Genomic DNA, 13,144 nt, shown 5'->3' with positions numbered 1-13,144 from the left:
AAAGCTGCTGTTGTATAATGGGTTTGGGTAGGAGTTTATATGAATAATGAAAGGATATTTTTCAATCGGCCTTATATGACTGGCAAAGAGCTGTATTATATAGCTGAGGCTAAGTTTGGAAATATGCTGGCTGGTGATGGTTCTTTCACAAAGCGTTGCCATGCTTGGCTGGAAAACAAAGTGAGCTGTGATGTTGCACTGCTTACGCACTCCTGCACGGCGGCACTCGAGATGGCTGCGCTGCTGTTGAATATCGAGCCCGGTGATGAAGTTATTTTGCCTTCTTATACATTCGTCTCGACGGCAAATGCATTTGTTTTACGTGGTGCTGTTCCGGTGTTTGTTGATGTCCGTAGGGATACATTAAATTTGGATGAGCAGCTAATAGAGGCTGCTATTACTCCACGCACCAAAGCTTTTATTCCGGTCCATTACGCTGGTGTTTCTTGCGAAATGGATACAATTATGGATATTGCGCAACGGCATAACATTAGTGTGGTAGAGGATGCCGCGCAGGGTATTATGTCAACTTATAAGGGACGCGCAGTGGGAGGCATTGGCGATCTCGGTGCTTTTAGCTTTCACGAGACCAAGAATGTTATTTCGGGCGAGGGCGGTGCCTTATTGGTTAATGACCCGGAATTATCACTGCGCGCTGAAATTATTCGTGAAAAAGGGACTGATCGTAGTCGTTTTTTTCGTGGAGAGGTTGATAAGTACACATGGCAAGAAGTTGGGTCATCTTTTTTGCCAGGTGAATTAAGTGCGGCATTTTTATGGGCGCAATTTGAGGAGGCCTACAGTATTACTGCAAGGCGTCTCGATGTCTGGAATTATTATCATGCTGCGTTTGCCTCCCTGGAGGCTCAGGGAGTATTGCGCCGGCCGATAATACCTGCTGAGTGCGAGCATAATGCACATATGTATTATGTTTTGCTTTCTCCGGGGATTGACCGCCAGCGAGTGCTGGAAAACTTGAAGTCTCACAATATTTCGGCGGTGTTTCATTATGTACCGCTGCATTCATCTCCCGGTGGAGTTCGTTATGGGCGTACGCACGGGAGTATGGATGTTACTAATGAGCTTTCGGAGTGCTTACTACGCTTGCCACTTTGGGTTGGCATTACTCAGGATCAACAAGATCGGGTAATCGATACGTTGACGCGCGCTATCACCTGAAACTCGGCGTGGAGTATTTTTTTGGGGGGGGTAGGCTCCCCCCCCTTTTTTTTATGGGCTTCGTAATATTATTAAAAAGCCCTTATTTTTCCTGCGAAATAATGTTTGCTACGTCTTCGTGAGTAATGAGTTGAGAGTTGTATTTGATTTCTGGCATCAATCGAGAATATAGACTTCCCTGGTTCTCGCTCTTGAGCGTCAGTTTGACCAGTGCAACTGGCTCGTCAGAGCTTCTTCGGTGCGCCCCAGCCTTGTACTTACTATCAAAATACATGTCTAAGTCACCACTTACGTATTGCTTGAGGGCTTTCGGTTCTACAGCAAATCGCTGCTCGTCGCCCAGTGCATGCACCAGCATTCCATTCCACTCGTAGAAGCGATAGGTGCGGTTAATGGCGTTAGCAGACTTGGTGTGATCCTCTATGATTAAAAAGTTTGCAGATTTGATAATAGGGTCATTTTTTATTTTTTCGATAATGAACAACTGTTTTTGCCAGTCAGCATAAAAGCTTGCATAGCTGTTTATGCCGAAGCTTAATCCGACAGACAGTATTAAGCTGAGAGCGGCGATCTTGGCCTTTTGGGGGGTGTACATTATCGCTGCGCAGATTAATGTTGCGCTACCCAGCGGCATGAGGAGTTGATGTCGTGATGTCCAGTCTGTGAATGTAGGTGTGTAACCTAATATCCAGTAAGGAAACCCACCGGCAATGATTGCTGTCATGCCCAGGGCCAGCAGTATTGGGTTGCTGATAATTTGAGGAGGCTGATTTTTATTTAGAGAGAAAATTTTTCTCAATAGAATGTAAATAAAAGGCAATAGGACTAGCGTTGTAAGGATATCTATTCTGAGGTTAAATAGATCTTTAATTTGACCCCGGATTGCGCTAGAAACAAATGCCAGGTTGTACTCCTGATTGTACCCGCTATAAAATCCAACAGGCTTATAAAACGTGGTTTTTATGAAAAAATAAATAAACGGAAGGGCGATTAGTTCCCAGCGACTTAGCATAGCCTGAAGCAGTACGGGGATGCTGAATCGGCTTGATGAGCGGTACAGAAGGTCAAGGATCGGTAAGGAGTAGAATACGAGTAAAGAGTTGGTGTTGAAGCTTAGAAAAAAAAGTATTGCTGCCAGTATGCGATGCCTGTCAATTGCGAGCCAACCAGCAAAAAACATTGCGTAGCAAATGGTATAGGGGAAGTCAATTATTGCAACTCTTGCGATGTTGAACGGGAGTAGCATAAATAGAAGTACAATGCACCAGCGCGTATGTTGCCCGAATGCGCCATTTCTTCTGAGTATGGAGTTTAGGAAGTATCCCGATGCCCCCATCATAAAGAAGGTGGCTATTTTATAGCTCCACACCCCCACGGAAATTAAACCGACATGCAGGTAGCCATTAAGGTTGAACATGGAGCCTAACTGGCTGAACGTCTCAAGTGTTGCTTCTTTTGTGGTGTCAACAAGTACCCAGTCATCCCAAAATACCGCAAAAGGGATAAATAAAATCCCTGCGTGCATTAAAAAATATAGCGCGCTGGCAATAGCTATAAATTTCCGTTCTTGTGTACGATCCAAATGTTCTGAAAGTGTCAAGGTTGCTCCTTGGTCAGCTATGTGATTACTTCTAGGGTGTTGCAATCAAAAGCGTCTATTGTTTTTTGGTGGGGGACATTTAGCGATTCCTTTATAAGGGGCGCATAAGGAGCAGTATTTTCCCTTTTAGGCTAGTTCTCGTCAATTTTTTTGGTTACGTATCTGGTGCGCTATCTTATCTCTCATCAAGCGCTACTAGTGCCGTTCACCCGTTCGCCAACTTAATCACTGAAGGCCTGATGAGCTGCCTCCTTCATTGTCTGATCGGTATCACGTATGGCGCAGCTTTATTTTGGGCGAAAGCCTTGATGTGATGACGAGCGCGGCCAGCGGTTAGGGCTGCTTAGGGGGCTCAAGCCTGAGTCTTTTTCTGGTTCCTGATTCATTGCATTTACCGGGGTCAACTTCAGTCTGCTTCTGCGATGCTCGTCGGGGCTGGGGACACTGGGGCATTAGATTTTCCTTGGAATCTCGTAGTTCGCGTCTGGCGCCCGTGTTGGGTTATCGACGTTCTGGGCACTTGCTCAGGGGGGGGCTCACCTTAGCGTGTGGCGCGCAGACATTGTTCTCTTCAATTTGCCTTGGAGCAGGCGGGGCATTCTCAGTTTTTAACGAAATAGTGAGCTTTTCGAAGTTTCTAACCAGGTTGAGAGCACAAGACGTGGCATCCGCCTCAGGAAATGGCACAATCTCAAGATTGTTATCCATGGGCCGGACGCTATGCTCCGTGCCATGTATTTGTTTGGCTCCGCTGTGACGTAATTCGTTTGAGTGGATACATAAAGGAATAGAAAATGACTACGGTTCTAGTAACGGGTGCTGATGGTTTTATTGGCTCGCATTTGACTGAATTGCTGGTACGTGAGGGATACAAGGTTAAGGCGCTCTCTCAGTACAATTCCTTCAACTATTGGGGATGGTTGGAGGATGTGGATTGCCTGTCGCAGATAGAGGTGCTCAACGGTGATGTGCGGGACCCCCATTACTGCAAGCACATTACCAAGGGCGTTGATATCGTTTTCCATCTGGCTGCCCTGATTGCCATTCCATACTCGTATGTGGCGCCGGACAGCTATGTAGACACCAACGTGAAAGGCACGCTGAACATTTGCCAGGCTGCACTGGAGAATGGTGTCAAGCGGGTCATTCATACCTCTACGAGCGAGGTGTACGGAACTGCTCAGTATGTGCCAATTGATGAAAAGCATCCGTTGCAGGCGCAATCGCCTTACAGTGCGTCCAAAATTGGTGCGGACGCGATGGCCATGAGTTTCTTCAATGCTTTTGATCTGCCTTTGACAATCGCCCGTCCATTCAATACTTATGGGCCGCGACAGTCGGCGCGGGCGGTTATTCCGACCATCATCAGCCAGATTGCCAGTGGGCAGAAACAAATAAAACTCGGCGACGTCACGCCAACCCGCGATTTCAATTATGTCGCCGATACCTGCCGTGGGTTTCTTGAGTTGGCGCGGTGTGAGCAGGCCATTGGCGAGACCGTCAACATTGGTTCCAACTTTGAAATTTCCGTGGGCGACACGCTCGATCTGATTCGCAAACTGATGGGCAGTGACGTCGAATTTCTCACGGATGATCAGCGGATGCGCCCTGGCAAGTCCGAGGTGTTCCGGCTCTGGTGCGACAACGCCAAGATCCATGCCTTGACGGGTTTCAAACCGGCCTATGACATCGAGCGCGGCCTGCAGGAAACCATTGACTGGTTTACCCGCCCAGAGAATCTTGCCAAATACAAAGCTGACATCTACAACGTTTGAGGTATGTCGATGTACCAGTCCCTTGTCTCGTTCATTCGCGAGCAGTATTGCACCAACGAATTCATCCCGCTCCATGCCCCGGTCTTTTCAGGCAACGAGCAGGCCTATGTTGTCGAGACTATCGAGTCGACATTTGTGTCGAGCGTCGGCGCATTTGTGGATCGCTTCGAGCATGATATGCAGCGCTATACCGGTAGCCCGCGCGCTGTCGCGACCGTGAATGGAACGGCTGCCTTGCACATCGCGTTGCTCCTGGCGGGTGTCACTCGAGGCGACCTAGTCATCACCCAGTCGCTGACGTTCGTCGCAACATGCAATGCAATTGCCTATTGCGGTGCTGAGCCGGTATTCGTGGATGTGGACCGTCATACGCTGGGCCTTTCGCCGCATGCGTTGGAGGTCTGGCTTGAGTCCGAAACAGTCCTCGACGCAGATGGGTTCTGCCGGTTGCGCAGTGATGGGCGAGTGGTTCGCGCTTGTTTGCCTATGCATACATTCGGCCACCCGGCGGATCTGGATGGGTTGATTGCCGTTTGTGCCAAGTGGGGCCTGGCCTTGGTAGAAGATGCAGCCGAATCACTGGGCAGCTTTTATAAGGGGCGGCATACCGGCACGTTCGGATTGGTAGGAACCCTTAGTTTTAACGGAAACAAGATCATCACGACGGGGGGGGGCGGAATGATTTTGGCTGACGAGGTCTCGGGTGGACGAGCCAAGCACCTGACAACTACAGCCAAACAACCTCATCCCTATGAGTATGTCCACAACGAGGTTGGCTATAACTACCGTCTCCCCAATCTTAATGCCGCGCTTGGGTGTGCCCAGTTGGAGCAGCTTGAGTCGTTTGTAGAGGCAAAGCGGGCGTTGGCGCATGCTTATGCAGGCGAGCTTGCAGGCACTGACTTGCATTTTGTCACTGAACCTCAGGATTGCCGCTCAAATTACTGGCTCAATGCTGTTATCTGCGAGGCCCCCGAGCAGCGTGATGAGCTCTTGAAGTTCACCAATGAACAAGGGGTCATGACCCGGCCTATCTGGACGTTGATGAATCGCTTGCCGGCTTACTCCCATTGTCTGCAGGACGATCTGAGCAATGCGCAGTGGCTCGAGTCGCGCGTAGTCAATCTGCCCAGCAGTGTGTGCATTCGGGGCGCTAAATGACGCGCAAGGTCGCAATATTCACGGGCACTCGGGCAGAGTATGGTTTGCTGTATTGGCTCATGACTGAGGTTCGGCAGGACCCGGCGCTGGAGTTGCAGATTATTGTAGGCGGCATGCACCTCTCCCCTGAATTTGGCGAGACTTGGCGGCTATTGGAGTCTGATGGTTTCGGTATCGATGCCAAAGTTGAAATGTTGCTGTCATCGGACACGCCGGTAGGGGTGGCGAAATCCATGGGAATTGGCGCGATTGGCTTTGCCGATGCCCTGGATCGACTGCGGCCTGATGTCCTCGTGGTGTTGGGAGACCGATTTGAAGCATTGAGCATCGCTCAGGTTGCCTTGGTCATGCGCATCCCTATCGCTCACTTGCATGGCGGCGAGCTCTCCGAAGGTGCTTACGATGATGGTATTCGGCATGCGCTGACTAAAATGGCGTACTTGCATTTTGTGGCTGCCCAGCAGTATCAGGCGCGAGTGCTCCAAATGGGGGAGGCGCCCGAACGGGTCTTCAATGTGGGGGCGGTAGGCCTGGATCACCTGAAACGAACTCCGCTGATGTCACTTGATGAGCTTCGTGAAAGTCTGGGTTTTTATCTTCGCCAGCCTTTTCTACTGGTGACCTATCACCCGGTAACCTTGGCGGGTGAAGAGCCAGAGCAAAGCTTCGTCGCCATTCTCGAGGCGTTGGATCGTTTTCCTGACCATCAGGTCATCATCACTTATCCCAATGCGGATAATGGTGGGCGCGTGATCATCCCGTTGCTGGAAGCTTTTGCTGCCAAGCACCCCAGCCGTATTCTTGCTATCCCGTCTCTCGGATTTCGCCGTTATTTGAGTGCTGTTCAGTTGGCTGCCGCTGTGGTCGGCAACTCGTCGAGCGGTATTATCGAGGTTCCGTCCTTTGGTGTACCCACGGTAAATATTGGCGTTCGCCAAGCGGGGCGCTTGTGTGCGGACTCCATTCTTCATTGTGCCCCCACCACGGAAGCGGTGACCGAGGCGCTGACGATTGCGTTGACTGACGAATTTTCTACGGCCTGTCAGTCAGCTGTTAACCCCTATGGAGAAGGTGATGCTGCACGTAGCATCGTTGATGTGCTGAAGTCTGTCGACCTCGATGCGCAAAAGACCTTTCATGACTTGAGCTGACGAATGAATACACACAACAAGGACTCCGTTTATGTCATCGCCGAGGCGGGGGTCAACCATAACGGCGACAAGGATCGTGCATTTGCACTCGTTGATATCGCTGCTGAAGCAGGCGCTGATGCGGTTAAGTTCCAGACGTTCGATGCGCGCAAACTGGCTTCGGCCAGTGCCCCCAAGGCTGGCTACCAAAAGCGGACGACGGATAAAGCGGAAAGCCAGCTGGATATGCTCAAGAAGCTGGAGTTACCCAGAGAGTGGCATAGTGATCTCATGGCGCACGCTGCCAAGCGAGGGGTCGACTTTCTAAGTACGGCCTTCGACAGCGAAAGCCTTGATTTTCTTGCAGGGCTGCCAATCCCGTTGTTCAAGATTCCATCGGGTGAGCTGACCAACGGGCCGTTGCTTTGGAAGTTCGCCCGCACCGGCAGGCCTTTGGTGCTGTCGACAGGCATGGCGACGCTCAGCGAGGTTGAGCAAGGTCTGGCAATTATCGCTCATGCCAAAGAGCATGAACGAGAACCTGCCAGTATGGATGAAGTATGGAGATACTGGAGTTGTGCCGGCACCCGACAGCACCTCGTGGGTCTCGTGACATTGCTGCATTGCACATCACAGTACCCAACCCCTTTGGAAGAAGTGAACTTGCGTGCCATGGATACGCTCAAGCACGCATTCGGGCTTGCGGTAGGGTACTCGGATCATACCGAGGGTTTGCTGGTGCCCGTCGCGGCTGTTGCTCGAGGAGCGACAGTGATCGAAAAACACTTCACTACCGATCGGTCTCTTCCCGGGCCGGACCACAAGGCATCGCTTGAGCCTCAAGAGCTCAAGGAAATGGTTGCGCGTATCCGCGGTATTGAGCTGCTTCTGGGAGATGGCAAAAAATCACCGCTGCCCAGTGAGTGGGATACTCGCCAGGCTGCCCGCCAACAGGTCGTTGCTGCTCGTGCCATTTCGTCCGGCCAACGTTTTGCGCGTGACGATCTCACCACGGCGCGTAGTGGTTCAGGCCTGCCGGCGACATCGTTGTGGGAAAAGGTTGGGAAGTACGCAGGAAGGGCCTATGAGCCGGGTGAGATCATTGAATGACCCCGATCACTGAGCAAGTTGCCGCTCGATCGGCGGTAATCATCGGAGCCGGTGGGCACGCCAAAGTGCTGCTGTCATTGCTCCGTGCCCTGAAAATGCCGGTAAGGGGGGTCTGTGATCCTGCGTTGAGCGCCATGACCGGGGAGATGTGGAGAGGTGTTCCCATTCTTGGTGGTGATGAAGCGCTGCAAGGGATACGGCCCGTTGATGTGTTGCTCGTCAATGGCGTCGGTCAACTGGCCGGCGGGACTCGTCGGCAGGCGTTGTACGAGAGCCTGGTAGCACAGGGGTATGTTTTCCCATCGCTCGTCCATCCTGCTGCCTGGGTGGATGAATCGGCGACTCTGGGGGACGGGGTGCAGGTCATGGCTGGCGCGATCGTTCAGGCGGATGTTCGAGTTGGGAGCAACTCGATCATAAATACCGGGGCTGCCATCGACCATGACTGTATAATCGGTCGCCACACGCATGTGGCTCCCTCCGCCGTGTTGTGCGGCAGTGTGGTTACAGGTGATGCAAGCTTCATTGCAGCGGGTGCTACCGTTATCCAGGGCATCACGATTGGCGAATCGGCCATCGTGGGCGCTGGCGTCACTGTTGTCAGGGATGTCCCTGCCGGTCAGATCGTTCTGGGGGCAGCCGTTCGTATCAAGGAATCGAAACATAATGCTCAGCCGAATAAATCATGAAACCAGTTGATCATCAGTTGTGGCGCAAGGCGTTGCTCCCTGCCGGAGCTACTATTCAACAGGCCATCAGCAATCTCGACGAGTCCGGACTGCAGATCGTTCTGGTGGTGTGCGCCGATGGCCGACTGCAGGGCAGCGTGACTGATGGTGACGTCCGTAGGGCCTTGCTCAAGGGGCTGAAGCTCGAGAGTGCCGTACAGGACATCATGTTCACGGCACCGCTGGTTGTGCCACCGGAAATCGGCCGTGAAATGGTTTTGCATTTAATGCATGCCAACAAGATTCATCAGTTGCCTATCGTTGATGTGGAGCGGCGCGTCGTAGGGCTGCATCTGTGGGATGAAGTCGTGGAACCTGCGAATCGTCCGAACACAATGGTGATCATGGCCGGCGGGCTGGGCAAGCGTCTGATGCCCTTCACTGAGGATTGTCCGAAACCGATGTTACCGGTGGGAGGCAAGCCGATGCTGGAGCGCATCATCGAGCGCGCTAAAAGCGAAGGTTTCTACCGTTTCATCGTCTCGGTGCATTACCTCGGTCACATGATCGAAGAGTACTTTGCAGACGGTGAAAAATGGGGCGTCGAGATTCGCTATCTTCGAGAGGATTCGCCATTGGGCACTGCGGGCGCTATCAGCCTCTTGAGCCCGCGTCCGGATGAGCCGTTTCTGGTCACCAATGGTGATGTGTTAAGCGATATCCGCTACGGGGAGATGCTTGACTTCCATACGCGGCACGGCGCCCAGGCGACGATGGCTGTGCGTTTGCATGAATGGCAGAACCCGTTTGGCGTGGTGCGCACCGAGGGGATCAACATTACCGGCTTTGATGAAAAGCCTGTGTACCGCACTCATGTCAATGCTGGAATCTATGTTCTGGCTCCGAGTGTGCTCGATGAGCTGGTCCCAGGGCAGCAGTGTGATATGCCTACGCTGTTCGAGCGTATTCAACGCCTGGGGCAGAACACCATCGCCTATCCGATGCACGAGCCCTGGTTGGACGTCGGCAGACCTGATGATCTTCAGAAAGCTCGCAGCCAGTATCTCGTTTGAACACGTTTTTGTAATTGGAGAATGATTTGAAAATTTCCCCTAGTTTGTCCACTGATTTGTCCCGCTTCTCCAAGCCTGTGGGCGAATTGGAAGTCTTTTACGGGCTCCCGCGTGACGTCAAGTTTTGCAAGATTTGCAACATGTCGAACCAGCAGCCGATGTCGAGCAATGAGTATGCGCACAGCCATAGTTCGACCAAGACCACGCTGAGCTTTGACGAGGAAGGCGTGTGCCATGCCTGCCGTTTCAACAAGCTGAAAGAAACCGGTGAAATTGATTGGGATGAACGTGAGCGTGAGTTGCAGGAACTGTGCAACCAGTACCGTAAATCCGATGGTTCCTATGACTGCATCGTCGGCGGCAGTGGTGGCAAGGACAGTGCCATGCAATCTCACCTGCTGAAGTACAAGTACGGGATGAACCCGTTGACCGTTACCTGGTCACCCCATTTGTATACCGATATTGGCTGGAAGAATTTTCAGAACTGGTTGCACGTCGGCGGCTTTGACAACTTTTTGTACACACCTAACGGCAAGATTCACCGTTTGCTGACGCGTAACGCAACCATCAATCTGCTGCACCCGTTTCAACCTTTTATCCTGGGGCAGAAGACATTTGTTGCGAAAATGGCGGCGCAACTGAACATTCCGCTCATCTTCTACGGAGAAATGCCGGGTGAGTATGGGGAGAAGATTTCTCACAAAACCTCCAGCTATGCAGCTGCCAGCGAAGCGGCGGAAGCTGAAGGTTTCTCGCTGGATTACATTGGCGAAACGGATGTAAGAGACATCTATCTGGGCGGCCAGCAAATCGGGCAGTATCTCGATGAAGGCGTCCCGTTGGTAGACTTGAAGAGCTATCTGCCGATGCCTCCGGATATCTTGCAGCGCAAGGGTATTGATTTTAAATATCTGGGTTACTACAAGAAGTGGGTTCCTCAGGAAGCTTACTACTACGCCGTCGAAAATACTGGCTTCGAAGCCAACCCGGTTCGCACGGAAGGTACCTATTCGAAATACAATAGCCTTGACGATAAAGTTGACGGTTTCTTCTATTTCACTCGCTGGATCAAGTTTGGTGTTGGGCGAGCGATGATGGATTCTGCTCAAGAGATCCGAAACCACCATATTGATAAGGAAGAGGCGTGCGCGCTCATGCGTCGCTATGAGGGCGAGTACCCGGCCCGCTATGAAAAGGAATTTCTGGAATACATCAGCATGGACCGGGATGAGTTCCTGGCTCATTGCGATCGTTTCCGCTCTCCGCACCTCTGGCATGTTGTGGATGGCGAATGGAAGTTGCGCCACACACCTTGGGACCAACAGGGATTGGGTGCATGAGCAATACCCGCCTCATTGCGCGCCTTGATGTAAAAGGCGCCAACCTCATCAAGGGTATTCATTTGGAGGGGCTCCGGATTATCGGGCCCCCCAATGACTTTGCCGCGAAGTACTACGAGCAGGGCATTGACGAACTTATCTACATGGATTGCGTGGCCAGTCTTTATGGGCGAAACAGTCTTGGACACCTGATTCAACAAACGGCCGAAAATGTTTTTATTCCCATGACGGTCGGCGGTGGGGTTCGATCGGTCGATGACGTCACTCATCTCCTGCGATGTGGTGCCGACAAGGTTGCGGTCAACACGGCTGCTGTCAATCAGCCTTCACTGATTACCGATATCGCGAAGCGCTTCGGCAGCCAGTGCATGGTGCTGTCCATCGAGGCCAAGCGTGTTGGCCCGGACCGTTGGGAGGTTTTTACTGACAATGGTCGGGAGAGCACGGGGCTTGACGTCACTGAATGGGCGGCAAAGGGGGCATCGCTTGGCGCAGGGGAGATCTTGTTGACCTCCGTCGACCAGGAAGGCACTCGTAAAGGCTACGACCTGTCGCTGGTACAGGCCGTCAGCAGCGTGGTGGACATTCCTGTGATCGCCAGTGGCGGAATGGGAAAAGCCGCCGATATCGTGGCGGCGGTTGCCGCGGGTGCCGATGCTGCCGCCATGGCCGATATCCTGCATTACAACCGTGCAGCATTGACCGATATTCGTCGCGATGTGATAGCGGGTGGAATTAGAGTGCGTGACTATGAGTGATGTAATCAGCCTGGTTGATTATGGTGTTGGTAATTTGCTCAGTGTGCGCCGTGCCTTGGAGCATTGTGGTGCCAAGGTTGAGCTGGTCACCACACCTGAGCAATTGGTAGGGGCTGATAAGGTATTGCTGCCCGGTGTGGGCGCATACGCAAATGCCATGTCGATATTGTCTGAGAACGGTATGGCCGAAGCCCTGAAAACCTTTGTTCTTACCGGAAAACCTCTGCTGGGCATTTGCCTTGGAATGCAACTGTTGCTTGATAGCAGTACCGAATTCGGGTTTGTCGAGGGGTTGGGGTTGATCCCAGGCGTGGTCATGCCCATTCCGCGGGTTGGGCCGAGTGGGGAGTTGGTCAAGGTTCCGAACATTGGCTGGCGAGCCTTGCAGGCTGCAACCGGACGTGACAGCTGGGAGGGGACGTTACTGGACGGAACTGCGCCGCAGAACAATTCGGTCTACTTTGTTCACTCATTCATGGCTGTGCCGGCTTCTGCAGAGCATCGTGTAGCTGATTGCGAGTACGGTGGAACAGCAGTCGCTGCCGTCATCGAGAATCAGAATGTCTGGGGTGCCCAATTCCATCCCGAAAAAAGTGGAAAAGTCGGGTTGGCCATGCTTAGCACTTTTGTAAATCTCAAATGAACATTCTTGCAATCGTGCCCGCGCGGGGGGGCTCCAAGCGGCTACCGGGAAAAAACGTGAAGCCTTTGGGCGGGCGTCCCCTGATTGCGTGGACGCTCGAAGCTGCAAAGCTCAGTGGTGAATTTCATGACATTGTCGTAACCACTGATGATGCCGATATTGCAAACGCCGCGCAGCGGTGTGGCGGGGTGGTACTTTATCGGCGTAGTGCTGAACTTTCGACCGATACTGCAACCAGTTACGACGTTGTCATGGATGCGTTAAACCAGTACGAAGCCTGTCACGGCGAAGTTCAAGGTGTGATGTTGCTCCAGCCAACGTCGCCGTTTCGTACTGCCGAGTCGATCAGCAGGGCGGTGCGCCTGTTTGCTGCCTCCGGTACTCCGGTGGTCAGTGTCTGCCCTGCCGAGGTTCATCCTGCTTGGACGTTCAGGATCACCGACACATCTCTGGATCCTTTTTTGGGGTGGGAGGGCCTTGCACTTCGCTCTCAGGATCTTACGCCCGCGTACACGCTGACGGGGGCGATCTACTTGATAACTCCACAGGATCTACGCAGGCATCGGCGTTTCCTGATTCCAGGAACACAGCCGCTCGTAACCAGCAATGGAGCGGAAGCGCTTGATATTGACACGGCAGATGATTGGCAAGCAGCGCTTGATCATTTGGCTCGACAGCGCGTGTAAATTATCTCAATTAATAGTTTC

Annotated in this window: 12 protein-coding genes; 11 read left to right on the top strand and 1 reads right to left on the bottom strand. The window is 52.4% G+C overall.

Features of this window, described 5'->3' with window-relative positions; genetic code table 11:
- Positions 1–39: 39 nt before the first annotated feature.
- Positions 40–1,179 (top strand): dTDP-4-amino-4,6-dideoxygalactose transaminase, encoded by a 1,140-nt coding sequence (gene rffA / locus ACW9IN_RS03300; RefSeq protein WP_457364524.1) that lies wholly within the window; start codon positions 40–42, stop codon positions 1,177–1,179.
- Positions 1,180–1,261: 82 nt separating this feature from the next.
- Here rffA and ACW9IN_RS03295 read toward each other — a convergent pair whose 3' ends face one another.
- Positions 1,262–2,779 (bottom strand): hypothetical protein, encoded by a 1,518-nt coding sequence (locus ACW9IN_RS03295; RefSeq protein ID WP_457364523.1) that lies wholly within the window; start codon positions 2,777–2,779, stop codon positions 1,262–1,264.
- 794 nt (positions 2,780–3,573) lie between these two features.
- Here ACW9IN_RS03295 and ACW9IN_RS03290 point away from each other — a divergent pair.
- Genes ACW9IN_RS03290 through ACW9IN_RS03245 form a run of 10 tightly spaced genes read left to right on the top strand, consistent with a single transcriptional unit; the run spans position 3,574 to position 13,123 of the window.
- Complete coding sequence (locus ACW9IN_RS03290) at positions 3,574–4,554, top strand: NAD-dependent 4,6-dehydratase LegB (protein ID WP_457364522.1); 981 nt, start codon at positions 3,574–3,576, stop codon at positions 4,552–4,554.
- 9 nt (positions 4,555–4,563) lie between these two features.
- Complete coding sequence (locus tag ACW9IN_RS03285; protein WP_457364521.1) at positions 4,564–5,715, top strand: LegC family aminotransferase; 1,152 nt, start codon at positions 4,564–4,566, stop codon at positions 5,713–5,715.
- The gene (neuC, locus tag ACW9IN_RS03280) at positions 5,712–6,866 is read left to right on the top strand and encodes a UDP-N-acetylglucosamine 2-epimerase (RefSeq protein ID WP_457364520.1); all 1,155 of its coding nucleotides are present in this window, start codon (positions 5,712–5,714) and stop codon (positions 6,864–6,866) included. Before ACW9IN_RS03285 ends, neuC begins: the two co-directional genes overlap by 4 nt.
- A 3-nt stretch (positions 6,867–6,869) precedes the next feature.
- Positions 6,870–7,955 (top strand): N-acetylneuraminate synthase, encoded by a 1,086-nt coding sequence (gene neuB, locus ACW9IN_RS03275; RefSeq protein WP_457364519.1) that lies wholly within the window; start codon positions 6,870–6,872, stop codon positions 7,953–7,955.
- Positions 7,952–8,644 carry an acetyltransferase gene (locus ACW9IN_RS03270; protein WP_457364518.1) on the top strand — a complete coding sequence of 231 codons (693 nt, stop codon included), beginning with the start codon at positions 7,952–7,954 and terminating at the stop codon, positions 8,642–8,644. The genes neuB and ACW9IN_RS03270 overlap by 4 nt, the downstream gene beginning before the upstream one ends.
- On the top strand, positions 8,641–9,696 hold the full coding sequence (locus ACW9IN_RS03265) for a nucleotidyltransferase family protein (protein ID WP_457364517.1): 1,056 nt from the start codon (positions 8,641–8,643) through the stop codon (positions 9,694–9,696). Before ACW9IN_RS03270 ends, ACW9IN_RS03265 begins: the two co-directional genes overlap by 4 nt.
- A gap of 26 nt (positions 9,697–9,722) precedes the next feature.
- On the top strand, positions 9,723–11,036 hold the full coding sequence (locus tag ACW9IN_RS03260; protein WP_457364516.1) for an N-acetyl sugar amidotransferase: 1,314 nt from the start codon (positions 9,723–9,725) through the stop codon (positions 11,034–11,036).
- Positions 11,033–11,794 carry an imidazole glycerol phosphate synthase subunit HisF gene (gene hisF / locus ACW9IN_RS03255; protein WP_457364515.1) on the top strand — a complete coding sequence of 254 codons (762 nt, stop codon included), beginning with the start codon at positions 11,033–11,035 and terminating at the stop codon, positions 11,792–11,794. Before ACW9IN_RS03260 ends, hisF begins: the two co-directional genes overlap by 4 nt.
- Positions 11,787–12,437 (top strand): imidazole glycerol phosphate synthase subunit HisH, encoded by a 651-nt coding sequence (gene hisH, locus ACW9IN_RS03250; protein ID WP_457364514.1) that lies wholly within the window; start codon positions 11,787–11,789, stop codon positions 12,435–12,437. The genes hisF and hisH overlap by 8 nt, the downstream gene beginning before the upstream one ends.
- Positions 12,434–13,123 (top strand): acylneuraminate cytidylyltransferase family protein, encoded by a 690-nt coding sequence (locus ACW9IN_RS03245; protein ID WP_457364513.1) that lies wholly within the window; start codon positions 12,434–12,436, stop codon positions 13,121–13,123. The genes hisH and ACW9IN_RS03245 overlap by 4 nt, the downstream gene beginning before the upstream one ends.
- Positions 13,124–13,144 lie beyond the last annotated feature (21 nt).

It is taken from the genome of Pseudomonas sp. SDO5271_S396 (assembly GCF_054071795.1).
Note: the sequence above shows the minus strand (reverse complement) of the source record. Positions and strands in the feature narration are given on the sequence as shown.

Excerpts from the sequence above, each read along its gene's own strand:
- neuC (WP_457364520.1), top strand. The coding sequence starts at position 5,712 with ATGACGCGCAAGGTCGCAATATTCACGGGCACTCGGGCAGAGTATGGT.
- rffA (WP_457364524.1), top strand. The coding sequence starts at position 40 with ATGAATAATGAAAGGATATTTTTCAATCGGCCTTATATGACTGGCAAA.
- ACW9IN_RS03265 (WP_457364517.1), top strand. The coding sequence starts at position 8,641 with ATGAAACCAGTTGATCATCAGTTGTGGCGCAAGGCGTTGCTCCCTGCC.
- ACW9IN_RS03285 (WP_457364521.1), top strand. The coding sequence starts at position 4,564 with ATGTACCAGTCCCTTGTCTCGTTCATTCGCGAGCAGTATTGCACCAAC.
- ACW9IN_RS03290 (WP_457364522.1), top strand. The coding sequence starts at position 3,574 with ATGACTACGGTTCTAGTAACGGGTGCTGATGGTTTTATTGGCTCGCAT.
- ACW9IN_RS03270 (WP_457364518.1), top strand. The coding sequence starts at position 7,952 with ATGACCCCGATCACTGAGCAAGTTGCCGCTCGATCGGCGGTAATCATC.
- hisH (WP_457364514.1), top strand. The coding sequence starts at position 11,787 with ATGAGTGATGTAATCAGCCTGGTTGATTATGGTGTTGGTAATTTGCTC.
- hisF (WP_457364515.1), top strand. The coding sequence starts at position 11,033 with ATGAGCAATACCCGCCTCATTGCGCGCCTTGATGTAAAAGGCGCCAAC.
- ACW9IN_RS03245 (WP_457364513.1), top strand. The coding sequence starts at position 12,434 with ATGAACATTCTTGCAATCGTGCCCGCGCGGGGGGGCTCCAAGCGGCTA.
- neuB (WP_457364519.1), top strand. The coding sequence starts at position 6,870 with ATGAATACACACAACAAGGACTCCGTTTATGTCATCGCCGAGGCGGGG.